Annotated in this window: 18 protein-coding genes and 1 pseudogene; 11 read left to right on the top strand and 8 right to left on the bottom strand. The window is 68.6% G+C overall.

Going from position 1 to position 23,581, the window contains the following annotated elements:
* Positions 1–67 precede the first annotated feature (67 nt).
* The 5 genes and pseudogenes from ACI3KU_RS03145 (at position 68) to ACI3KU_RS03125 (ending at position 5,506) form a co-directional block, all read left to right on the top strand.
* Complete coding sequence (locus ACI3KU_RS03145; RefSeq protein WP_404920833.1) at positions 68–1,081, top strand: ABC transporter ATP-binding protein; 1,014 nt, start codon at positions 68–70, stop codon at positions 1,079–1,081.
* Positions 1,065–2,072: an ABC transporter ATP-binding protein gene (locus ACI3KU_RS03140; protein WP_404920832.1), complete on the top strand. Its 1,008-nt coding sequence runs from the start codon at positions 1,065–1,067 to the stop codon at positions 2,070–2,072. Before ACI3KU_RS03145 ends, ACI3KU_RS03140 begins: the two co-directional genes overlap by 17 nt.
* A 181-nt stretch (positions 2,073–2,253) precedes the next feature.
* Positions 2,254–3,258: pseudogene (gene ribD / locus ACI3KU_RS03135) on the top strand (bifunctional diaminohydroxyphosphoribosylaminopyrimidine deaminase/5-amino-6-(5-phosphoribosylamino)uracil reductase RibD); the annotation flags it as partial.
* A gap of 51 nt (positions 3,259–3,309) precedes the next feature.
* On the top strand, positions 3,310–3,942 hold the full coding sequence (gene ribA / locus ACI3KU_RS03130) for a GTP cyclohydrolase II (RefSeq protein WP_404920899.1): 633 nt from the start codon (positions 3,310–3,312) through the stop codon (positions 3,940–3,942).
* 181 nt (positions 3,943–4,123) lie between these two features.
* Positions 4,124–5,506, top strand: coding sequence for an MFS transporter (locus ACI3KU_RS03125; RefSeq protein ID WP_404920831.1), 1,383 nt, complete (start codon positions 4,124–4,126; stop codon positions 5,504–5,506).
* A 3-nt stretch (positions 5,507–5,509) separates the two neighbouring features.
* Here the strand turns inward: ACI3KU_RS03125 and ACI3KU_RS03120 are convergent, their stop codons facing one another.
* Both ACI3KU_RS03120 and ACI3KU_RS03115 read right to left on the bottom strand, forming a co-directional pair.
* The gene (locus ACI3KU_RS03120; protein ID WP_404920830.1) at positions 5,510–6,385 is read right to left on the bottom strand and encodes a hypothetical protein; all 876 of its coding nucleotides are present in this window, start codon (positions 6,383–6,385) and stop codon (positions 5,510–5,512) included.
* 213 nt (positions 6,386–6,598) lie between these two features.
* Positions 6,599–8,500 (bottom strand): phosphoenolpyruvate carboxykinase (GTP), encoded by a 1,902-nt coding sequence (locus ACI3KU_RS03115; protein ID WP_404920829.1) that lies wholly within the window; start codon positions 8,498–8,500, stop codon positions 6,599–6,601.
* Positions 8,501–8,613: 113 nt separating this feature from the next.
* On the opposite strand from ACI3KU_RS03115, the gene ACI3KU_RS03110 reads away from it, so the two are divergent.
* Both ACI3KU_RS03110 and ACI3KU_RS03105 read left to right on the top strand, forming a co-directional pair.
* Entirely contained in the window at positions 8,614–10,053 is a 1,440-nt protein-coding gene (locus ACI3KU_RS03110) for a helix-turn-helix domain-containing protein (RefSeq protein ID WP_404920828.1), read from the top strand.
* 20 nt (positions 10,054–10,073) lie between these two features.
* Complete coding sequence (locus tag ACI3KU_RS03105) at positions 10,074–11,231, top strand: MFS transporter (protein WP_404920827.1); 1,158 nt, start codon at positions 10,074–10,076, stop codon at positions 11,229–11,231.
* Between the two features lie 12 nt (positions 11,232–11,243).
* Here ACI3KU_RS03105 and ACI3KU_RS03100 read toward each other — a convergent pair whose 3' ends face one another.
* Complete coding sequence (locus ACI3KU_RS03100) at positions 11,244–11,897, bottom strand: LysE family translocator (RefSeq protein WP_404920826.1); 654 nt, start codon at positions 11,895–11,897, stop codon at positions 11,244–11,246.
* 75 nt (positions 11,898–11,972) lie between these two features.
* Positions 11,973–13,154, bottom strand: coding sequence for a winged helix DNA-binding domain-containing protein (locus tag ACI3KU_RS03095; RefSeq protein WP_404920825.1), 1,182 nt, complete (start codon positions 13,152–13,154; stop codon positions 11,973–11,975).
* A 278-nt stretch (positions 13,155–13,432) separates the two neighbouring features.
* On the opposite strand from ACI3KU_RS03095, the gene ACI3KU_RS03090 reads away from it, so the two are divergent.
* Positions 13,433–14,161, top strand: a complete 729-nt coding sequence (locus tag ACI3KU_RS03090) for a DUF6882 domain-containing protein (RefSeq protein WP_404920824.1) — start codon at positions 13,433–13,435, stop codon at positions 14,159–14,161.
* 53 nt (positions 14,162–14,214) lie between these two features.
* Here ACI3KU_RS03090 and ACI3KU_RS03085 read toward each other — a convergent pair whose 3' ends face one another.
* Entirely contained in the window at positions 14,215–15,666 is a 1,452-nt protein-coding gene (locus ACI3KU_RS03085; protein ID WP_404920823.1) for a glyceraldehyde-3-phosphate dehydrogenase, read from the bottom strand.
* A gap of 203 nt (positions 15,667–15,869) precedes the next feature.
* On the opposite strand from ACI3KU_RS03085, the gene ACI3KU_RS03080 reads away from it, so the two are divergent.
* A complete protein-coding gene (locus ACI3KU_RS03080; protein ID WP_404920822.1) occupies positions 15,870–16,589 on the top strand; it encodes a DUF6882 domain-containing protein in 720 nt (239 codons plus the stop codon).
* A 43-nt stretch (positions 16,590–16,632) separates the two neighbouring features.
* Entirely contained in the window at positions 16,633–18,624 is a 1,992-nt protein-coding gene (locus ACI3KU_RS03075; RefSeq protein ID WP_404920821.1) for a DUF5107 domain-containing protein, read from the top strand.
* Positions 18,625–18,694: 70 nt separating this feature from the next.
* On the opposite strand, the gene ACI3KU_RS03070 is transcribed toward ACI3KU_RS03075, so the two are convergent.
* From ACI3KU_RS03070 to ACI3KU_RS03060, 3 genes are read right to left on the bottom strand one after another with little or no spacing between them, the layout of a single operon-like run.
* Positions 18,695–20,488, bottom strand: coding sequence for an alpha/beta fold hydrolase (locus ACI3KU_RS03070; RefSeq protein WP_404920820.1), 1,794 nt, complete (start codon positions 20,486–20,488; stop codon positions 18,695–18,697).
* Complete coding sequence (locus ACI3KU_RS03065; protein WP_404920819.1) at positions 20,485–21,075, bottom strand: TetR/AcrR family transcriptional regulator; 591 nt, start codon at positions 21,073–21,075, stop codon at positions 20,485–20,487. The genes ACI3KU_RS03070 and ACI3KU_RS03065 overlap by 4 nt, the downstream gene beginning before the upstream one ends.
* A gap of 47 nt (positions 21,076–21,122) precedes the next feature.
* Positions 21,123–21,662, bottom strand: a complete 540-nt coding sequence (locus ACI3KU_RS03060; protein ID WP_404920818.1) for a dihydrofolate reductase family protein — start codon at positions 21,660–21,662, stop codon at positions 21,123–21,125.
* 220 nt (positions 21,663–21,882) lie between these two features.
* Here ACI3KU_RS03060 and ACI3KU_RS03055 point away from each other — a divergent pair, with 220 nt between their 5' ends.
* Positions 21,883–23,550, top strand: a complete 1,668-nt coding sequence (locus ACI3KU_RS03055; protein WP_404920817.1) for a thiamine pyrophosphate-binding protein — start codon at positions 21,883–21,885, stop codon at positions 23,548–23,550.
* Positions 23,551–23,581 lie beyond the last annotated feature (31 nt).

The raw sequence follows: 23,581 nt of genomic DNA, 5'->3' as shown, positions 1-23,581 counted from the left end.
AACATCTTTGAGACATTTCGGTGAAGAATTAATGCACACGAAACAAATCCGCGGCATAGTGGTCTCCATGACGTCTTCCCTGGACAACGACTCCGTGGCCGCCGGCCCGGTGCTGGAGGTGGCCGACCTGCGGGTGAGCGTGGGATCGGGTGCTCGTGCTGTCGAGATCGTGCACGGCATCGACCTCACCGTGCGCCGCGGCGAGTTCGTCGCGCTGCTGGGCGAATCCGGCTCCGGCAAGTCCGTCACCGCCCGCGCGGTGATGGGCCTCATCGACGAGGGCACGGTGACCGCTGAGCGTCTTGTCGCCGGCGGTGTGGACCTGCTGACCTGCTCCGACGAAGAGCGGCGGCGCATGCGTGGTGACCGCGTGAGCCTGGTGTTGCAGGACGCGCTCTCGGCACTGAACCCGGTGCTGAGCATCGGCGATCAGATCATCGATCTGCTCCGTGCTCATCGCACTATCAGCCGCAAAGACGCGCACGCTCGTGCGGTCGAGCTGCTGGGCCTGGTGGGCATCCCCTCCCCCGCGCGCCGCGTCGCGGAGTACCCGCACCAGTTCTCCGGCGGCATGCGCCAGCGCATCCTCATCGCGATGGCCATCGCGCTGGATCCCGTGCTGCTGATCGCAGACGAGCCGACCACCGCGCTCGATGTGACCGTGCAGGCGCAGATCCTCGACCTGTTCGCGTCGCTGCGCGACCGGCTGGGCATGGGCATCCTGCTCATCACCCATGACCTGGGCGTGGTGATGGAGGTGGCCGACCGACTGGCGGTGATGTACGCCGGACGCATCGTCGAGGCCGGCGACGGCGACACGGTGCTGGAGCATCCAGCCCATCCGTACACCGCGGCGTTGCTGCGCTCCATGCCTGCCGCCACCCGCACGGAGCGCATGTACGCCATCCCCGGCAGTCCGCCCACCCCCGCGCAGACGCCATCGGGCTGCGCCTTCCACCCTCGCTGTCCGCTCGCCATCGAGCGCTGCCGCGAAGCCAGACCCGAGCTGGAGACGATCGGCATCGACCGCGTCGCCGCCTGTTTCCGCACCGAGGAGGTTCTCCGTGTCGACGTCCACTGACGACGTGATCCTGCAGGCCGAGGGCCTGACGCGCACCTTCACCACGGGTCGAGGGTTTCGCCCCACCCGCGTCTCCGCGGTGGCGGGCGTGGATCTCTCGCTGCGCCGAGGCGAAGTGCTGGGGGTGGTGGGCGAATCCGGCTGCGGCAAGTCCACCCTCGCTCGCATGCTCGTGGGCCTGGAGACCCCGGATGCCGGCTCCCTCACGTACGACGGGGTCGACGTCTCCACCGGCAGCATGCGCCAGCGCGCGCTGATGCGACGCGGAATCCAGATGATCTTCCAGGATCCGTACATGTCGTTGAATCCGCGGATGACGGTGAACGAGATCATCGCGGAGCCGCTGGCCGCCACCCGCACCGGAACGGCTGCGAGCCGCCGCGAGCGCGTCGCCGAGCTGCTGCAGCTGGTCGGCCTCGCCCCGGAGATGGCCTCCCGCTTTCCGCACCAGTTCTCCGGCGGACAGCGCCAGCGCATCGGCATCGCTCGCGCACTCGCACTGGATCCCGAGGTGCTCATCTGCGACGAGCCCGTCTCCGCCCTGGACGTCTCGGTGCAGGCACAGGTGATCAACCTGCTCGACGACGTGCGTCGCCGCCTCGGCGTCTCGATCGTCTTCATCGCACACGATCTGTCGGTGGTGCGCCACGTAGCGGACCGAGTCGCGGTGATGTACCTGGGCAAGGTGGTGGAGCTCGGCGACACCGAGGACATCTTCACCCGACCCGCACACCCCTATACCCGCGCGCTGCTGTCGGCGATCCCGCCGCACTCCCGCGCCGAGCGCGGCAAGCTGTCCGAGCGCACCCGACTGACCGGCGAGCCCCCGTCCCCCGTGAATCCCCCGTCGGGTTGCCGGTTCCACCCCCGTTGCTCATTCGCTACGGAGGCCTGTGCGACGGGGGTCCCGCCGTTGGAGCCGATCGGCTTGGGAGGGCGCGAGACCGCGTGCTTCCACGCCGATCAGGTCCTGGCCCTCTCGGCGGGCTGATTCGTCGCCGGCGGTGCCCCCTGTGCAGGGGCGGCGCCGGCGACGGTCGGCGGTGACCGCGTTCGTCGGCGGTGACCGCGGATTTCGCCGGGCGGGAATGAACGAGTGTCGGTGGCGTTGAATACACTCGTGCGCAGCCCCTGAGGGGCGCCCACGTCACGTTCCCGACAGTCAGGACCACATGTTCAGCGATGCCGAACGCCGCGCGATGGCGCGGGCCCTGGTGCTCGCAGCGCGCGGACCCCGCGGCGTCAATCCGCAGGTCGGTGCCATCATCCTCTCCCCTGAGGGCGATGTGCTGGCCGAGGGCTGGCACCGCGGCGCGGGTACACCGCACGCCGAGGTGGATGCTCTGTCGCACCTGCCTGCGGGAGCCGCCCGTGGCACGACCGCCGTGGTCACGCTCGAGCCGTGCAACCACACCGGACGCACGGGCCCGTGCGCGCAGGCGCTGATCGATGCGGGGGTGGCCCGTGTGGTCTACGCCCTCGCCGACCCGGGCGAGGTCTCGGGTGGCGGTGGCGCCCGACTGGCGTCCGCGGGCGTCGAGGTGGTGTCCGGACTCCTCAGTGTCGAGGCGGCGCAGCTCATCGGATCGTGGTTGGAGTTCGTCCGCCTCGGTCGACCGCGCGTCACCGTGAAATGGGCACAGAGCCTGGACGGCCGCGCCGCCGCCGATGACGGCACGAGCCAGTGGATCACCGGGCCCGAAGCGCGCGCCGACGTGCATCGGCGCCGCTCCGAGCACGACGCCATCGTCGTCGGCACGGGAACGGTGCTCGCGGATGACCCCTCGCTCACGGCTCGACGCGGCAACGAGCTGTACGAGCGCCAGCCGATCCCCGTGGTGATCGGCGAGCGGGAGATCCCGGCGGACGCGCGGCTGCACGCCCACCCGCGCGAACTCATCCTGGCCCGCACGCACGACCTCGCGGCGGTGCTCGCGGATCTCGCCGAGCGCGGCGTGCAGTCGGTGTTCGTCGAGGGCGGTCCGTCACTGGCGTCGGCTTTCTTCGCCGCCGGTCTCGTGGACGATGTCCTGGTGTACACGGCCCCCGTCCTTCTCGGCGGCTCACGCCTCGCTCTCGGCGATATCGGCGTACCGTCGATGCCGGGGGCGATCCGACTTCTCGAGCCGACCGTCACCACCGTCGGTTCCGACCAACTCCTTCACGCTCGCGTAACGCCCCTCATCTCAGCAGCGCCCGACACGCGCACCCTTACGGAAGAGCCCCGCATGATCGACAACTCCACCACGGCAGCGTCCACCACGGTTCGCAGCGCCGAGGCCACGGTCCCGACGGTGCACGGCACCTTCCGCTTCCTCGCCTACCACGACGCCGAGGCCGGCACCGATCACCTCGCCATCGTGGCGGGCGAACTCGGCGAGCGCGCACTCGTGCGCGTGCACTCCGAGTGCCTGACGGGTGAGGCCTTCGGCTCGGAGAAGTGCGAGTGCGGTCCGCAGCTGGATGCCGCCCTCGACCTGATCAACGAGCACGGCGGCGTCGTGATCTACATGCGCGGCCAGGAGGGTCGCGGTATCGGCCTGCTCAACAAGCTGCGTGCCTACGCGCTGCAGGAGCAGGGGCTGGACACCCTCGACGCCAACCTGGCCCTGGGCCTGCCCGCCGATGCGCGCAACTACCGCGCTGCTGCGGCCATCCTCGACGATCTCGGCGTGCACGAGGTGCGACTGCTCACCAACAACACCGACAAGGTGCACCAGCTGGAGAGTCTTGGCGTCACGGTGGCGGAGCAGGTGCCGCTGGTGGTGGGTGTCGGGCCCAACAACGAGGCCTATCTCGAGACCAAGCGTGCCCGCATGGGCCACATCATCGACGACGCCCTCCTGCACCCGCAGAGCTGAACCGGCAGGGTGTCGTTTCGTGAAGCGATGCCTGAGGAGAGGCTGAGAACAGGCGTACGCTGACATGTGCGACAGGCAACCGTACCCGTCGTTCAGGTGACGCATCGTCGAGCCGCCGGGGAGCGTCAACCCTGCGACTCGGCGACGGACGATGCTCACGCGGCTCCCCCTTGCGAGAGATATGTCACAGTCCACCACTTCCACTCCGGCGACCGCCGCCCCCGTCAACTCACGTACCCGCGTCATCACGGCGAGCCTCATCGGCACCACGATCGAGTTCTACGACTTCTACGCATACGCGACGGCGGCCGTCCTGGTCTTTCCCACCCTGTTCTTCCCCGGCACCGATCCCACGGCCAGCCTGCTGTCCAGCTTCGCCGTGTTCGGCGCCGCGATGGTCGCACGCCCCATCGGCGCCATCGTCTTCGGTCACTTCGGTGACAAGTTCGGTCGCAAGGCCACCCTCGTCGCGTCGCTGCTGACCATGGGAATCGCGACGTTCCTCATCGGCTGCCTTCCCACCTTCGAGAACATCGGCTGGGTCGCGGCCCTGCTGCTGCTGGTCCTGCGTCTCGCGCAGGGCTTCGCGCTCGGCGGCGAGTGGTCCGGAGCCGCGCTCGTGGCCACCGAGAACGCCCCGCAGGGCAAGCGCGCCTGGTACGGCACCTTCCCGCAGCTCGGTGCGCCGCTCGGCTTCATCATCGCCAACTCGCTCTTCCTGATCATCAACTTCCTGCTGCCGCACGCCGATGGCACCGCTCAGCGCTCGCCCGAGTTCCTGGCGTGGGGCTGGCGCGTGCCGTTCTGGTTCAGCGCGGTGATGGTGATCATCGGGCTGTGGGTCCGGCTCAAGCTCGTCGAGTCGAAGACGTTCTCGACGGCGGAGAAGGCGGGTGCCATCAGGAAGTTCCCGCTGGGCGAGGTGTTCCGTCGATATGGCAAGCAGCTGATCCTCGGTACCTTCTTCATGCTGGCCACGTACGTGCTCTTCTACCTGATGACCGTGTGGACCCTGTCCTACGGCACCGCCGCACCGGACGCGCCCACCCCCGGTCTCGGCTTCACATATGTCGATTTCGTCATCATGCAGATCGTGGGCGTGGTCTTCTTCGGAATCTTCACCCTGCTGTCCGGTCCCGTCGCCGACACGATCGGCCGGCGCAAGCTGCTGATCTGGGTGACCGCGGCGATCATCGTGTTCGGCGCGCTGTTCACCGTGTTCCTGCTGCCGCAGGGTGACCCGAAGTTCACCGGAGCCCTGATGCAGGGCTTCCTGATCTTCGGCTTCACGCTGATGGGTGCGACGTTCGGCCCCATGGGTGCGCTGCTGCCCGAGTTGTTCCCCACCAACGTGCGCTACACCGGCTCCGCCGTCGCATACAACGTGTCGTCGATCCTCGGCGCGGCGGTGGCCCCGTTCATCGCGGTGGCACTGTGGCAGACCGGCGGCGGCAACCCGTGGCTCGTGGGTGTGTACCTGTCGGTGATGGGCGTGCTCACGCTGATCGCGCTGCTGCTGTCGCAGGAGACGAAAGACACCGCCTACGAGGACAACCTCACGTAGGGCTCAGAGCAGGCTGGGGTCCAGGACCCGACCGCGGTTGTTGACGTCGAGGTTCAGGTATTGGCCCTCACCGAGATCGGTTCCCGTCGCGGCACGGGTGGGGTTGAGATACTCCAGCTCGCTGCGGGTGATGCCGAAACGATCCGCGATGTCGGCGATCTTGTCATCCCAGGCCACCACGTAGGTGACGGGGCGCCCGTCGGCGTTCGTCTTCACCTCACCGGTCGCGCCCGTGTGCGGGCCCAGGTCCACAACGTCCTCGGCCAGCCACGGGCGCATCGGGCTCATGAACCAGTTGAGCACCGCACGGGCGACGATGACGTTGTCGCACGCGAGACCGTGCTGGTCATAGACGGGCTTGGCGGGATCGGCCGGCACCGTGATGTCCACCTCGCGGTAGTAGGTCCAGTCGTCGGTGTTCGCGTTGCCGAGATAGCGCTGCCGGGTGCCGTCGCCCGCGGGGTCGATGGGCAGGCTGCCTTCATCGACACACGCGTCATCGTCACGTGACCACTGCGACAGCCGGACATCGTAGGTGCCGATCGAGATGTTCAGGTCCTGCACGGTGAGGGTGGCATCGGCCGCGCCGTTCACCGTCACCACCACGGTGCCGGTGGCTGATCCGGTGAAATCGGCGGTGGCGGCGACGCCCTCCGGCGGCAGCTGGTTCGACTTCGCGTAGCGGTTCGGATCCACGGTGGGCGTGGGTGTCGGCGTCGGGGTGGGAGTCGGCGTGGGTGTCGCCGTGCGCGTCGGTGACGGCGCGGCGGTCGTGGTCTCCGCCAGCGGCAGTCCGTCGGGGCCCTCGGGCGCGCACGCCGTGGCGGCCAGGAGCAGCGCTCCGGTCAGCAGTAGAGGAGTCAGGCGTCGTCGCGTCACGCTCCGAACCTAACCCACCCGCACGCGCGCGGACATGCCGCGGCCCCGTGTCTCACGACAGACACGGGGCCGGATCCGTGCGCTCACCGCAGCTCTCTCAGGGCCAAAGCGGATCGCACGGGGTGCACGCAGGGGAACATCCTCACCGGAGCAAGGGGGACATCCCTCCGCGAATCTCGGAGGCTCGCCGAACGTCTCCGGCGATCACGACGCTCATGCGTCGCTCCGAGGGTCAGGGGTGCGCTGGGTCTCCGCCAGGCGGTAACGCAGCGCGGCGAGTTCGGCGCCCAGCGCGGCCGGGATGCGGCCGTCGAAGGTGGCGAAGAACTCTTCGGTCAGGTCGGCTTCCGCCGCCCACAGCGCGGGGTCGACGGCGAACAGCTCGGCCAGGTCGGCGTCGGACACGTCCAGACCGTCGAGGTTCAGATCCGCGGTCTTCGGCAGGCGTCCGATGGGGCTGGCCTCGGCGCCGACCTCGCCGTTCACCCGTCGGACGATCCACTCGATCACGCGGGAGTTGTCGCCGAAGCCCGGCCACAGGAATCGGCCGTCCGTGCCGCGACGGAACCAGTTGACCTGGAAGATGCGCGGGGCGCGGTCGAACCGCAGGTCGTTGCCCACCTTCAGCCAGTGCGCGAAGTAGTCGGCCATGTTGTAGCCACAGAAGGGCAGCATCGCGAACGGGTCGCGACGCAGCTCCCCCACCGTGCCCTCGGCCGCAGCCGTGCGCTCGGAGGAGATGTTGGCGCCCATGAACACGCCATGGGTCCAGTCGGTCGCCTCGACGACCAGCGGGACGTTGGTGGCACGACGTCCGCCGAACAGGATCGCATCCAGCGGAACCGCCTCCTCCCAGTCGTCGGCGATCTGCGGGCACTGAGCCGCGGAGACCGTGAAACGGGAGTTGGGGTGCGCGGCGGGGCGGTCGTCAGCCGGCGTCCAGGGGTTGCCCTCCCAGTCGGTCAGCTCTGCGGGCGCCTCATCGGTGAGTCCTTCCCACCACACATCACCGTCGGGGCGCAGGGCCACGTTGGTGAAGATGGTGTTGCCCCACAGCGTCTCCACCGCGGTGACGTTGGTGGACTCGCCGGTGCCCGGCGCAACGCCGAAGAAGCCGGCCTCGGGATTGATCGCCCAGAGGCGTCCGTCCTCGCCGGGACGAAGCCACGCGATGTCATCGCCGAGAGTCTCCACACGCCAGCCGGGGATGGTCGGACGCAGCATCGCGAGGTTCGTCTTCCCGCACGCGGAGGGGAACGCCGCGGCGAGGTGGTAGCGCCGCCCCTGCGGGTCGATCACGCGGATCAGCAGCATGTGCTCGGCCAGCCAGCCCTGGTCGCGACCGATCACCGAGGCAATCCGCAGCGCGAAGCACTTCTTGGCGAGAATCGCGTTTCCGCCGTAGCCGGAACCGAACGAGTACACCTCGAGCGTCTCCGGGAAGTGGACGATGTACTTGTCGTCGTTGCAGGGCCAGGGGACATCGGCTTGTCCCGGCTCCAGCGGTGCTCCCACGGAGTGCACGGTCTTGACCCAGTCCGCCCCGGCCGCGATCTGCCGGGTGACGGCGTCGCCGACGCGGGTCATGATGCTGATCGAGGTGACCGCGTAGGCGCTGTCGGTGACCTGCACGCCGATGTGGCTGAGGGGGCCGCCGATGGCGCCCATCGAGAACGGCACCACGTACATGGTGCGCCCGCGCATCGAACCGGCGAACAGTCCGGTGAGCTTCTCACGCATCTCGGCGGGGTCGGCCCAGTTGTTCGTGGGTCCGGCGTCGATCTTCCGCTCGGAGGCGATGAAGGTGCGTCCCTCGGTGCGAGCGACATCGCTCGGGTGGGAGCGGGCGAGGTAGGAGTCGGGGCGCCACTGCGGGTTGAGCTTGATGAGCCGACCCTCGTCGACCATCTCGCGCAGCAGAGCGTCGTTCTCGGCGACCGAGCCGTCGACCCAGTGGATCCGCTCGGGCTGGGTCAGCGCGGCGATCTCATCGACCCAGGCCACCAGCGCCGCCATCGATGCTCCCTCATATTCCGGGCGCACCCCGAAAGACCGTGCGGCGCTGAGCGGCGTCGGGCGGTGGGTGCGAACGGCGAGGGATTCGGCGAGTGCCATGGTCATCTCCTTCGATGGTGATCGATGATCTAGATCCATCTTCCGTTGCGTTTTCCGACACTTATCGCCAAATCGAGTCGAAAGAAGCGTTGATCTTTACGTATCATCAAGACATGGCATCCGGTATCGAACTGGCCACCCTCGGCCACCGCATCCGTCATCACCGACAGGATCGCGGCCTCACCCTCGACGAACTCGGCGCGATCGTCGGCGTCGCCGGCTCACAGCTGAGCCTGATCGAGAACGGCAAGCGTGAGCCGAAGCTGTCTCTGCTGCAGGCGATCGCCCAGGCCACCGGCACGGAGGTCACCGACCTCATCTCCGGTGAGCCGCCGAACCGTCGGGCTGCGCTGGAGATCGACCTGGAGCGCGCACAGACCTCCGCGGTGTTTCGCCAGCTGGGCATTCCGTCGGTCCGCGTGAACAAGGCGATGACCGACGAGACCATCGAGGCGATCCTGGGCCTGCACCACGAGCTGCAGCGTCGCGAGCGCGAGGCGATCGCGACGCCCGAGGAAGCGCGTCGCGCCAACACGGAGCTGCGGCTGAAGATGCGGGCGCTCGATAACTACCTGCCCGAGATCGAGGCGCTCGCGGAGAAGCAGCTGAAGGCCGCCGGGCACACCACAGGTGCGCTGTCTCACCGCACGGTGAGCATCATGGCGGAGCAGCTCGGATTCGAGCTCATCTACGTCAACGACCTTCCCCACTCGGCGCGGTCGGTGACGGACCTGGAGAACGGCCGGATCTACCTCCCGCCGTCGTCCATCCCCGGTGGGCACGGCCTGCGCTCGATGGCGCTGCAGGCGATGGCCCACCGCCTGCTCGGACACACGCCGCCCACCGACTACGCGGACTTTCTCCAGCAGCGACTGGAGATCAACTACTACGCGGCCTGCGCGCTGATGCCGCAGGGCGCGGCCGTGAACTTCCTCGCCCAGGCCAAGAAGGATCGCAACCTCGCCGTCGAGGACTTCCGCGACGCGTTCGGCGTCACGCATGAGGCCGCGGGCATGCGCCTGACGAACCTCGCCACCCGTCACCTCGACATCAAGCTGCACTTCCTCCGCGTGGACGCCTCCGGCGCGCTGAGTCGCGTGTTCGAGAACGATGACCTTCCCCTGCCCGAGGACATCACCGGATCGATCGAGGGCCAGCCGGCGTGTCGGAAGTTCTCCGCCCGGGCCGCGTTCGAGGAGCAGAACCGCACCACCGAGCACTACCAGTACACCGACACCCCGGCCGGGACGTTCTGGTGCTCCACGCAGACCGGCTCCACCTCGGACGGCGAGTTCTCCATCACCGTTGGCGTCCCCTTCGACGACGCCCGCTGGTTCCGCGGCCGCGAAACACAGGTGCGTGCGGTGTCAACCTGTCCGGACGAGTCCTGCTGCCGCCGGGCTCCTGCCGAGCTCACCGGCAAGTGGAAGGGCAAGGCGTGGCCGAGCGCGCGCGTGCACACCCATATGTTCTCCCCGCTCCCCCGCGGCGCCTTCCCCGGTGTCGATGACAGCGAGGTGTACGGCTTCCTCGAGCGCCACGCCGCCGAGTAACTCCCTGCGAGAATGGTGGGGTGCCTCATCAGCAGCGCCCCTGGCTGGGGCTGTGGATCCTCACGCTCGCGTGCTTCGCCACGATCACTACCGAGGTGGTGCCGATCGGACTGGTCCCCCAGATCGTCCTGTCCTTCGGCGTCGACGAAGCGCAGGCAGGGATGCTCGTCACGCTCTACGCGATGATCGTCGCCATCACCGCCGTGCCGCTGACCCGCGTGACCAGCCACGTGCAGCGCAAGACACTGGTGCTGGTGACGCTGGCGATCTTCACCGCCTCGAACACCCTCGCCGCCTTCGCCCCGGACTTCCTCACGCTTGCCGTCGCGCGCGGGATCGCGGGAGTGGCCCACGCGCTGTTCTGTGCCGTCGCGCTCGGCTACGCCGCACGGATCGCTCCTCCGGGTCTCACGGGTCGGGCACTGGCACTCGTCGCGACGGGCACCAGCGCCGGCCTGATCGTGGGCGTCCCCGCCGGTGCGGTGGTCGCCACGGCCCTCGGATGGCGATCGGCGTTCGGCGCGCTTGCGGTCATCGGAGCGATCGCGATCGTGGCGGCCATCCCGCTGCTGCCCGCGGTGAGCCACGACCGTGCTGCCGCGAAGTCGCTCGTCCCGGGCGGTGGGCGCATGCTGCTTGTGGCCGGGCTCGCCGGGGCTGCGTTCCTCGGCTACTACACGCTCTACACCTATGTCTCCCCGCTGCTGCTGTCCTCCGGACTACCCGAGATCTGGCTGGGCATCGTGCTCGCGCTGCTGGGGATCACCGGGCTCCTGGCCATCCAGCTCGCGGCCCGCTACATCGACCGCGCACCCCTGCGGTGGCTCATGTTCGTTCCGCTGACGATCACGGCGATGCAGATGCTGGTGGGCCTCGTGTACCCGATGCTGCTGCCCGTGCTGATCTTCACCGCCCTGTGGACGGCATCGTTCGGTCCAGTGAACACCACGTACCAGAACGCGCTCGTGCGAGTTGGCGCCGCGAATCCCGATATGGCGGGCGCGTGGATCAACGTGACCTGCAACCTCGGCATCGCCGGCGGGGCCGCTCTCGGCGGGGCGCTGGTGATCGGTCCCGGCTACCCGGCAGCGGGATTCGTCGGCGCCGCGATCCTCGCGGTCAGCACTGCCGTCACGTTCGTGTTCCGCGGTTCCCTCGCCGCCGGGTTCACCCGCTGAACCTGATCACCATCACACGCGCGCGGCCTGCGGCACCTCCCGCGCGAGGAGCACGGCGACGACACCCAGCAGGCCACCTGTGATCCGTCGCTGCCAGCGCGTCCACGCCGGACGAGCGGTCAGGAAACTTGCGATGCTCCCAGCCGCCAGCACGATCACGCTGTTGACGACGAGACTCACCACGATCTGAATGCCGCCGAGCGCGAATCCCTGCGCCATCGTTAGACCGTGCTGCGGCTCGATGAACTGCGGGATGAGGGCGAGATACATCACCGCGACCTTCGGGTTGAGAAGGTTCGTGATGAGGCCGGTCCGAAACAGCCGGGCGGGCGAATCCGGCGCGAGCGAACGCTGTTCGAACGGCCCCGCTCCGCCCGGACGCAGCGCCGACCACGCCAGGTACAGAAGATACGCGACACCCGCGGCCTTCAGCCCGATGTAGAGCCACGGCACCAGCACGAAGATCATCGCGAGACCGACGTTCGCCGCCGTCAGGTAGACCAGGAAACCGACACCCGTTCCAGCGAGCGACATCAATCCCGCGCGCGGACCCTGCGCCACGGCGCGCGAGACCAGATAGATCATGTTGGGCCCCGGCGTCAGCACCATCACGAGCGCGGCCAAGGCCATCGCACCCATCGTCGCCCACGACACCAGCGGCTCCATGCGCGCTCCCTTCGATCACATCAGGACGATAGTGACGTCAGGGTGTTGTGCATCACAACCATTACGCGCCGAGCCCTATGCGATGTGATTCCTCCAGGTCTCGGTCAGCTGCGGTGCCAGCTCATCCGCGGCGCCGCGGGACCAGGTCGCCACGACTCGACCCCCGCGCAGCACCACCGGCTTCACCATCCCGTTCTTCCCGGGACCGATCTCCGCGCGTATGCCCGCGTCGGCGGTCACCGATCGGTCCGCGTAGGAGATGTAGTACTCCTCGAAGGATCCGAGCAGCCGATCGCCGGTGTCCGCGGGTGAGGTGCGGGTCGCGGGCTCCCAGAGGACGGCGCGGTCGCCCCGGAGTGCCAGCAGCGCGGTATCGGTGACGGGCGCATCATCGTCGCGCACTGCGGCGGCCGCCGCCCGCGCTGCCGTGATCGTGGTTCCGGCCCACCACGCGAAGTCGGCGATCGATGCGGGAGCGTGGCCGACAAGGTAGCGACGGAAGAGCTCTGCCGCGGGATCGGACGGGGTGGGCCGCTGCGGCGGGAGGTGTTCGGTGAGGGTCAGCAGCTGTTCGGTCGCCGGTTGATCCGGGCGAGGCACGGTGGCTCCCCACACGACGACGCCGCGCAGGGCGAGCGACAGCAGGATGTGCGAACCCCGCTGGCCCGTGGTGGCGACGCCGTCCGCTTCGAGCGCCGCGAAGACGTCGGCACGCCGCAGACCACCGCTGCCCAGCACCCGCCGCAGGATCCGCTCCGCGCGCGCGAAGTCGTCGGCCGCGAGGCCGAGCTGGCGGTGGCGGGCGGCAGCGGATCGATGAATCCGCTCCGCGGTGATGGGCACCATCCACGCCGCGTCGAGCGCCGAGATCACGTGCAGCGTGCCGCGCATCGGCCACGTGCGGATGAGGTCACCGCTGTCGAAAAGGGCGTCGAGCTGTCGGGCCGTCGGTGCTCCCGTCGTCCGCACCGACAGCGCGAACCGGCCGCCCCAGAACTCCTGCGCCTGGATGGCGGCGAGGCGCTCCGCTGCAGCGAGTGAGCTCTCTGCCGGCTCGGCCAGCAGGTGTGACGACAGCCGCGCGGCCCGAAGCGCGTCGAGCCCGGCGTCGTCGGCGGCGTTGGCGGCGTTGTCGGCGGCGTTGTCGGCGTTGTCGGCGGCGTTGTCGGCGTCGGCGTTGTCGGCGTTGTCGGCGGCGTTGTCGGTGTCGGCGTTGTCGGCGTCGTTGGCGTCCGCCACCGTGCGTGGTGTTCCCATGCTGCCGTCTCCTATCGATCGTCGCGCAATCAGCATGCCCGAGACCTCCGACATCAGCCAGAATCGTTCGTCCTCGACGGTCTCAGAAGCGGTCGACGACAATGCAGGTCGAGACGTCTTTTGAGACCGCCCGGACCGCCGGTCTCAAAAGATGTCGAACACCTGCGCCGAAACAGCGGCGGCTGAGACCACCCCAAATCCTGCTCTTCAGATGAGACCTTGCTCATAAAGGCGTTGCCCGGATGCGGCTCACCGGCCGCGCCCCCGACACTGGTGGCATGCAGAACAACGCGCTCATCCCGCTGGTGGCCCAGGGACAGATGCTGTCCTGGCTGTGGCAGGGGGCGCTCGGCGCGATGACGGAGAAGCTGGGCGACACGCGCTGGGAGGTGGATCTCGCCGAGGGTCGATTGTCCTTCGTCAATCGGGCCGACAATACCCGACGGATCGACGCGGGCATCGATCTGGTCGCCTCCATCGCCCCCGGGCCGAAGTCCACTCTGTGGGGGTGGGGCCACCCGCAGGGGCGTCCGAACGGGGTGGCCGCGCTGATTCGCGACTCCGGTCATCCCGGACTCGACATCGCAGAGTTCCCATTCCCCGCCGAGGTGTCCGACGTCGACGGCTACATCACCCAGACCTCGCACGAGATCGGGGTGGCCTCGGTCGCGGCGCGCGGTCGCGGCCCGTACTACTCGGCGCCGATGGGCGGAGGCTCACGCGCGGTGTTCGCTCTCGAGGTGCCGGCACTCGAGCCTCCGGCCGTCGCGGACCTGATGAGCACGTTCATTCCGATGATGAGCTCCACCCCGCCGCTGGACGCCCGCACCGCGCTGTGGTTCGCCGCCACACGCCTCGGCTGGGCGTTCGAGTGGACCCAGCCGGAGTTCGCCGCCGCGACCATCGCCGACCCGACAGGCTCAGCGACCTTCCGCTTCGACGCTCAGGGCCGGGTGATCGGTCTCGAGACGGACCTCGCGCGGCCACACAGCAACGCGGCCGCGTGAGAACACCACCGCCGCGGGAGAACACCAACGCCCCCGCGAGAGAACGAGACGGATCAGGCGTCGAGGGTGACCTCGCGCCGCGGCGGAAGCACCAGCGGGTGTGACCCCGCCATCGCCTCCAGCACGCGCACCACCTGTCGCGAGTAGCCGTACTCGTTGTCGTACCAGACGTACAGAATCGCGGTGGTGTCATCGGCGATCGTCGCCAGCCCATCCACGATGCCGGCGCGATGCGATCCGACGAAGTCCGTGGAGACCACTTCCGCGCTTTCCACGTAGTCGATCTGCTGGCGCAGCTGGGAGTGCAGCGACACCCGGCGCAGGTAGTCGTTGACCTGGTCCTTGGTGGCGGGGCGCTGCAGAGTGAGGTTCAGCACGGCCAGCGACACATCCGGCGTGGGCACGCGGATCGCGGAGCCGGTGAGCTTGCCCTCCAGCTGCGGGAGAGCCTTGGCGACCGCCTTCGCCGCCCCTGTCTCGGTGATGACCATGTTCAGCACCGCGGAGCGTCCCCGCCGATCGCCCTTGTGGAAGTTGTCGATCAGGTTCTGGTCGTTCGTGAACGAGTGCACCGTCTCGACATGGCCGTGCACGATGCCGTACGCCTCATCCATCGCCGCCAGCACGGGCGTGATGGCGTTGGTGGTGCACGACGCTGCCGACAGAATGCGGTCATCGTCGGTGATGCTGTCGTGGTTGATGCCGTGCACGATGTTCTTCAGGGGGCTCTTGCCCGGCGCCGTCAGCAGCACGCGTGACACCCCGCTGGAGCGGAGGTGCTGCGAAAGCCCCTCTTCATCCCGCCACCGACCGGTGTTGTCGACCACGATGGCGTTGTCGATGCCGTAGGCGTTGTAGTCGATCGCAGCAGGATCGTCCGCGTAGATCACCTGCACCCGCGTGCCGTTCGCGATGATCTGCTCGCGATCCGCGTCCACGGAGACCGTTCCCTCGAACGGACCGTGCACCGAATCACGAGCCAGCAGCGAAGCGCGCTTGGCGAGATCCGAATCCGATCCGCGCCGCACCACGATGGCGCGCAGGCGAAGGCCGGACCCGCCACCGGCGTGGGAGATCAGGATCCGTGCCAGCAGGCGTCCGATACGACCGAAACCGTAGAGCACGACATCGCGATCCTCGACGTCCTCGTGGGGTGCGCCCAGCACCGGCGCGAGCTGGTCACGAAGGTGGGACTCCAGATCGGTTCCCGCAGGACGGGAGGAGATCAGTCGAGCCACATCGATCGACGACGGTGCGGGTCCGATCGCGCGCAGCGCCTCGATCACGGCGAGACTGTCGGCCACGTCGATGCGCTCGTGACCCACGCTCTGCGCGCGCTGGTGTGCGGCAAGGATCCCCGTCGCGCTCAGTCCGACGAGGCGATGCCCGTGGATCGATGTCACCACCCCGCGCTCCCGGTGCAGCGCCCCGATGTGCGGGATCATCCGCTCGGCGAGCTCCTCCTGGCTGTTCCAAGCTGTGCGGTGTGCGGCGAAATCGTCCATGCGCGTCCTTGCGTTCAGTGTGGTGGATCCGTCTCTGTCCCCGCCTTCCACGCTAGGGCCCCGTGCGAGCGCGACCGGACCCCCAGCAGAAGCGAAGTGAACCCGTCTTGAGGAAGCGGAAACTTCCGCGGATCTTGAGCGGACTCATCGACTCGGATGGCAGACTTCAGAGAGCGCACTCTGCGCCTCCGGAAAGGACAACGATGACGACGTTCCCCGCTCTGCAGACCTATATTGATCGCGGTCTGCTGCTGTCCCTGCTCCAGCAGGACGCTCTCGTGGAGGCGACAGACGCGCTGGGTCAGCATCGCTGGGACGTGGACATGCAGCAGGGGACGCTGACCTTCACCTCGGAGCAGGATCCGTCGCGCCGCTTCGCCACCCGGGCGCACCTCATCGCCTCGATCGCTCCCGGACCGCGTTCGGTGCTGTGGGACTGGGCGCACCCGCAGGGCTCCCAGCAGGGTGCTTCCGCCGCACTGCGCGCCGCCGGAGAGCGCGACGGCGTGCGTGAGCTCAGCATCGGCGAAGTGCCCTTCCCCGCGGACTTCGACGCGCAGGATCGCGATGCCATGGCACAGCTGGCGCACGAGATCGGCCAGGCGGCCGTGGGCATCCTGGGTCGCGGCCCGTACTACTCCGCTCCCGTCGACGGCGGGACCCGCTTCATCTTCCTCCTCGACTCCGCCCTGCCGCCCCTGACGCTGGCCGCCGTGGTCGCGAAGCTGCCCCGACTGCTGAGCACAGGCCTGTTCCGCGACCCGCGCACGGCCGTGTGGGGCCTCGCCACCGCCCAGCGCTGGTCGTTCCGGTGGAACGACGACGCGTTCAGCGGCGCGACGGTGAGCGATACCACCACCGTCGCGCAGTTCGGATTCGACCCCCAGGGTCGCATCGTCGCGGTCAACACGCACGCCGCCTGATCTCTCTTCCCTCATCTTCCCTCCCCCCGACGAAGGAGCCGACGTGGCCTCCGCTTCCCTGCGCGTGGAAACCGTGTCCCTGCCCAGCGCCACCCTCGGCGATCCGGTAAATCTCGTGCCAGTGCGTCGCACACACGATCTGCATGCCGTCGACGCCGGCGTGCAGATCGATGAGGACCTGCGCGCCGGGCTCAGCTACGGACACGTGCGCAACATCGCGCCCTACCTGCCGCAACAGGATTACGACCGCACGCTCGTGGATCGGGAGCACCGCGTTCTCGTCCTGGAGAACGATCACCTGCGTGCGGAGATCCTGCCCGACCTCGGCGGTCGGCTGCGGCGCCTCTATGACAAGGGCGCCGAGCGCGAACTGCTGCACGTGAACGCTGTCTTCCAGCCCGGAAACCTGGCACTGCGAAACGCGTGGTTCTCCGGCGGCGTGGAGTGGAACATCGGCACGATCGGGCACACGCCTCTCACGGCATCGACACTGCATGCGGTCGAGATCGAGCGGCCGGACGGCGCCGCCGCCGTGCGCCTCTACGAGTACGAGCGGCTCCGCGGCGTCGTCTACAGCGTGGAATTCGTGCTCGGCGCCGATGCCCGCGAGCTGCTGGTGCACAACAGCATCGTCGATGTGCGGGAGTCGTCCGAGCCGGTGCCGATGTACTGGTGGTCCAACATCGCGGTGGATCAGACGGCCGACACTCGGGTGATCGCGCCCGCCCACGGGGCATGGAAGTTCGCATACCGCGAGAACGTGCACCTGATCCCCGTCGGAGACGATGCACCGCGCCCGGACATCACGCGGCCGGCGCTGGCGCCGCAGGCGGCGGACTACTTCTTCGACCTCGACGAGCGGACGCATCCGTGGATCGCGGCCGTCGAGGCCGATGGCCGGGGACTTCTCCAGATGTCCGACGCGCTGCTGCGCGGACGCAAGCTCTTCGTCTGGGGAGAGTCCGAGGGTGGTCGGCGGTGGCAGTCGTGGTTGTCACACGGCACGGGGACGTATCTGGAGATCCAGGCGGGGATCGCTCGCACGCAGCTGGAGCACGTGCCGATGCCGGCCGGCGCCACCTGGAGCTGGATCGAAGCCTACGGTCTGGTCGAGGTCGACGGCACCGTGGCGCTGGGCGAATCGTGGGATGCCGCCATCGATGTGGTTGCGGCCTCGTCGGCAGCCGAACGACACCGGGTCGCGATCGAGGCCGAGAGCGCTCGATCCACCGCGGATGACCGCGTCGGAGAGGTGCTCAGCATCGGGTCGGGATGGGGCGCGCTGGAACAGCGACGACGCATTCACACCCGCTCCGGCCCGTTCGACGATTCACGCACGCCGTTTCGGCCCAATCATCTGGGTCCCGAGCAGGAGGGCTGGCTTCAGCTGCTGCGTGGTGGACCGTTCCCGGATGGACTTCCGCTCAGCTACCAGCGCGACGATGCCTGGGCTCCGTTCCTGGAGAGTGAGACGACGCCGGATGCTGCCTTTGCGCTCGGTGTTCTGCACGCCGCGCACGGCCGTCTCGATGAGGCGGTGGCGGCGCTGAGCGCCGCGGTGCAGGCGCAGGACACGTGGTACGCCCGGCGTGCCCTGGCGGAGATCGCGCAGGAACGCGGTGATGAGTCCGCAGCACGAGCGCATGCGCTCCGCGCTCTGGAGTTGGCAGACGTCGCCGCCGCCACCATTGATCTCGGAGAGCTCCTGCTGCGCCTCGGCGCGCCTGCCGAAGCGCTACAGGCTGCCACCGCCGCGGATGAAGAACATCCGGGCGGGCGGGCGCGGCTGCTTCGTGCGCAGGCGCTGGTCGCACTGGAGCGTCCCACAGAAGCCCGCGATCTCCTCGCCGCGGGGATCGAGGTGGCCGACTTGGCCGAAGGCGATAACGCGCTGACGGAGCTCTGGCGGACCGCCGCGATCGGGATTCAGCGTGCCGCCGATCCGGCGGCATCGGCCCAGGTACTCGCAGACCGTGCTGAGGCGGTCGATCCCCTGCCAGCGCGCTACGACTTCCGGATGTCGCTGGACGCGTGAGTCGACGCCGCGGATGCGTTGCTCTCACGCCGGTTGCGAGGTGATTTCCCGCAACCGGCGTGATGCGATGTCAGACCCGCACGCCCGCGAGCTGACGCGTCAACGCCTCCCCGTGGGTCAGTTGGGGGTGGTGCCCGGCACCAGGGATCGAGATCATCTCGACCTGCGGCAGTGACGAGAGCTCAGCCACGAACTCGGGCGCCAGCGGATCCGCGCCGCCCGTGATGATCCGCACGGGACCGGAGAATCGCCGCAGCTTCTCGCGCAGCTCACCGCGCCAGGACGCTGACCCTGCCTGCGCCAGCTGGGCCGCCACACGAGGTGCGCTGTGGCGCCGCAGGTCGTCGGCGCTGGACCGCAGGGCGGCCGCGCTGCGCCCTGCGCCGGTCAGACGCCGCGACAGGCCGGCCGCGCCCGTGCGACGAAGCGCCAGGCTCACGAGCGGCTGCAGTCGTGTCGCGACCCCGGCCGAGGGCTGGAGGAAGAACGGAGCGACCAGCGTGAGCGAGCGCACCCGCCCGGGGTGACGGTCCGCTGCCAGCACAGCGGCCGCGGAGCCGATGGAGTGACCGATGAGATCGGCCGGATCGTCGCCCAGCACAGCGGGAAGCCACCGCTCCCAGTCCTCGATGCCCTCACCACCGCTCAAACCGAGGCCTGGCAAATCCACGGCTCGCGCACCGATTCCCTCGGCCACCGCTGCCCAGGTGTCCGCGTTCACGGGGAGCCCGGGGAAGATGAGACGCGCAGATTCGTGAGCACCCAGTTCGAAGGTGCGAACGCCGCCGGCATCGATGAAGCGACGTTCGGTGCCGTTCATGCTGCCGAATCGGCGCGCGGCGATGTAGTCGGCCCACCGTTCCAGCGATACTCGCACGTCCGGGGTGGGGATCCCGTGCCTTGCGGCGAAGTCGAGCGCGGATCGCGTCGGATACCGATCGCTGGACATGAAGGTGAGCGTCTCGGGGTCAGCATGTGTGATCCAGCTCGGCAGTCGCTTGATCAGACTGACCGGGATGCGCAGTCGCGGGACTTTCGCGCCCAGGTGTTCGCCCGTCTGCGTGAGGAGATCAGCCAGTGGCGGCGTTTCGTCATCGAGGATCCAGTACGCCATCCCCGCGGCGGCCGGATCAACCGCTGCGGCCGCCATGAACGAGGCCAGGTAGTCCACGGTGACCACGGGCAGGAACGTCGACTGTCCAGCGGGCAGCGCCGTGAGCGTCCCGTCCCAGACCTGGCGGACGGTGGTGGCCAGGCCGATCTGCTGCTCGGACTCCCCCGTCACGCTGTCGCCGATCACGCTGGCGGGGTTCACGATGGTCCACGGCACACCGCGCTCGCGCGCCCGGGCCTGAAAGATCGCGTCGGACTCCTCCTTCGACGCCTCGTATGCGCCATGTTCCCGATAGATCGTGGCGCGACGCTCCGCCGACCAGGGCACGAGGGCCGGATCCTGTCCGCCGACGCGATAACCCGAGATGTGGATGACGCGCTGCAGATCCGGGAGCTCCGCGGCGAAGTCGATCAGCTTCTCGACGATGCCGACGTTGGCCTGACGCGCTTCGTCGGCAGCCATCCCGAATCGGAACGATCCGGCACAGTTGTGGATCTCGGTCACGTCCGAGAGCGCGGCGGGGCCGCCCGCGATGATCTCGGTCGCATCGAAGTCGACCATCACCGTGTCGACCGGGGTCGTCAGGCCATGCTCGGTCAGCCAGCGCTGCATCGATGTCGCGGAGCGAGCGCTGCGGACTGCCGCCGTGACCTTCGCGCCGGACTCGGCGATCGCCAGGATGAGGTAGCGTCCGATCAGTCCGGAGGCGCCGAAGATCAGGGCGTGGCGTTGCTGCTCGTCGGCGGTCATCGTCCTGCTCCCGTCTGCTGTGCGATGAGCTCCGACACGACGTCGGCTGCGGCGCGCAGCGGTGCCGTGCTCCGTGTGGCGCGTGAGACGATCACCGAGCCTTCGATGGTGGACACGATGACTGTGGCCAACGATCGTGCGCGGGCGGCATCGATACCGTCAGCCTCCAGCAGCGCCGTGGTCGGCACGATCCACGACTCGAACGCGGAGGCGCACGCTTCGCGGAGTCGCTCGTTCTCCGCCCCCATCTCCAGGGTGACGACGGACACCGGGCACCCGAGCCGGAACTCGCTGTCGCCGACGAGTGCGGCCAGGGCCTCGATCGCGGTGCGTGCCGCCTCGGCAGCGCCGCCGGCGCCGGATGCGGCCTCAGTGATCAGCGCCTGGAACTGCTGCGCCGCAAGATCCACCGCGGCAACGCCCAGCCCTTCCTTCCCGTCGGGGAAATGGAAGTACACCGATCCCTTGGGTGCGCCAGCGTGGTCGATGACGGCGTTCAAGCCCGTCCCGCTGTAGCCGCTGGTCTGAATGAGCTCGAGCATGGATGTCGCGAGCCGGGCCTTTGTGAGGTCTCCTTTGGATGCCATCTCTAAATAATAGACCGGTCTATATATTTTTGCAAAGTGCCTGTGGTTCAGACCTCCCGAGGTCCGAGCACCGCGTATCGTGCGGCGAGGAATTCGCCGTTCACCGCGTGCTCGAGCAACCGCAGCTCTCGCGCCCCGCCGAACAGTGGCCGCCCCGCCCCCAGAAGCACCGGCGCGAAGGTCACGGTGAGCTCGTCCAGCATGCCGTCGTCCGCGAACGCCGCGGCCAGCGCTCCCCCACCGAGCACCCAGACGTCGCGATCTCCGGCCGCGGACTCGATCGCACCGCGATGCTCCACCGGAGCGCCGGAGACGAACCGGACATCGCCGTCTACCGTTGGCAGATCGCGATGCGTGAAGACGAACGTAGGCACGTCGTACGGCCACGGTTCGCCCCCACCGTTCACGAGCAGCCACTCATAGGTGGTGGCGCCCATCACGTTGGCGCCGATGGTCGCCTGGAAATCCGGGATGTTCATCGGCCCCTTCTCATCGAAGTGCCGGCTCAGCAGCCAGCCGAGGTTGTCCTCGGAGTCGGCGAGGAAGCCGTCGAGACTGGACGCGGTGGAGAAGTGGTAAGCCGTCATGAGGACATGATCGCGCTGACCACCGACATTGAGTTGGGGCGGCTCCCCAGCCGTATACTGAGCGAGTCCGGGTATGACCCGGTGCTCGAAAAAAGAGCACGAAGCCGAGCCGACGACGAAGGCCGCTCGAGTGAGACACATACGGATCCCCGTCCGCGATCCGTGCTCACTCGTCTTCGACCACACGCATCGCGGCTTCCGTTTCGACAGGAGCATCGTCATGCCCACTCCCGTTCCCACTGACACCACCGTCTCCGCGCACGTCGCCCACGCCCTAGCGGCCTTCACCGATCAAGTGTTCGGCGTGATGGGCAACGGCAACGCCTACCTGCTCGACGCCTTGGAGCGCTCCCGCAGCGTCACCTTCACCGCCGTTCGCCACGAAGCCGGCGGCGTCGTGGCAGCCGACGCGCACTTTCGCGCCTCGGGTCGCATCGCGATCGCCACGGCCACCTACGGCGCCGGCTTCACGAACACCCTGACCCCCTTGGCCGAAGCCGCGCAGGCGCACGTGCCGCTGGTGCTCGTGGTGGGCGATGAGCCGACATCGGGTCCGCGGCCCTGGGATGTGGACCAGATCGCCCTGGCGTCGGCCGTCGGCGCGCGCACCTACACCGTGGGGCGTGCCGATGCAGTGGCGACCACGGCGATCGCGATCGAACACGCGCTCAGCTACAAGGTGCCGGTGGTCCTCGCGATCCCCTATGACGTCGCCACGCTCGAGGCGGGAGAGCCCGGCGCGGTGCCCGCTCTGTCACTGCCGTCGCCGATGCAGCCGCGAGGCGAGGTGAGCATCGACCGGATCCGTGAGATCTCCGATGCTCTCGCCACGGCGCAGCGACCGTTCCTCCTGGCTGGTCGCGGTGCGCATCTCGCCGATGCCGGCGCAGCGCTCGGCCGGCTCGCAGACGCCACCGGGGCTGTCACGGCCTCAACGGCGCTCGGACGCGGACTCTTCCCGGACACTCGCTACGACCTCGGCGTCACGGGCGGATTCGGCGCCGACGGCGCGATGGAGCTGATCCGCGAGGCCGACGTCGCCGTGGTCTTCGGCGCCGGACTCAACCAGTTCACGATGCGCTTCGGCGAACTGTTCGCCCCCGGCACGCGGGTGTTCCAGGTCGACATCTCCGCCGCCGCGACCCACGCGGTCGTGTCGGGATATGTTCGCGCCGACGCCCGCGTCGCGGCCGAGGACATTCTCGCCGCCCTGCCCGAACGCACCCTGCCGGCCTGGCGGGAGAGCATCGACCTGGACGCGCTGCTCGCGCGCGACAGCGGGGAGGTTCTTGCTCCCGACGGTCGTCTGGATCCCCGGTCGGTGGCTGTCCGCATCGCCCGCAGCCTGCCCGATGACCGCGTTGTCGTCACCGACGGCGGTCACTTCCTGGGCTGGGCGAACATGTACTGGCCGATCACGTCACCAGACCGGTTCATGATGATCGGCACCGCGTATCAGTCGATCGGCCTCGGCTTCCCGAGCGTGGTCGGCGCTGCCGCGGCACGCCCCGACTCGACCATCGTGCTCTCCTCCGGAGACGGAGGCGGCCTGATGGCCCTGGCCGATCTGGAATCCGCCGTTCGTGCGGCCGGCGGACGAGGGATCGGCGTGATCTGGAATGACGGCGCCTACGGTGCCGAGGTCAATCTGTACGGCCTCAAGGGCCTGGCCACCGGACCGATGATGATCCCGGGCGTCAGCTTCGCCGCACTGGCGGAGGCCGTCGGTGCCGAGGGGGTCGTGGTGACCTCCCTCGACCAGCTGGATCGCTTGGACAGCTGGGCGGAGGAGCCGGTCGATCAGCGCCGCTTCCTGCTCCTGGACTGCCGCATCTCCACCGGCGTGATCGCCCCGTACCAGCAGGAGATCATCCGCGTGAACTCGTGAAACGAGGAAGCGCCGGCGGCGAGCCGGCGCT

The organism is Microbacterium sp. ZW T5_56 (genome assembly GCF_044987425.1).
Classification (GTDB): Bacteria; Actinomycetota; Actinomycetes; order Actinomycetales; family Microbacteriaceae; genus Microbacterium.
This window is presented reverse-complemented; position numbering and strand designations above follow the sequence as displayed.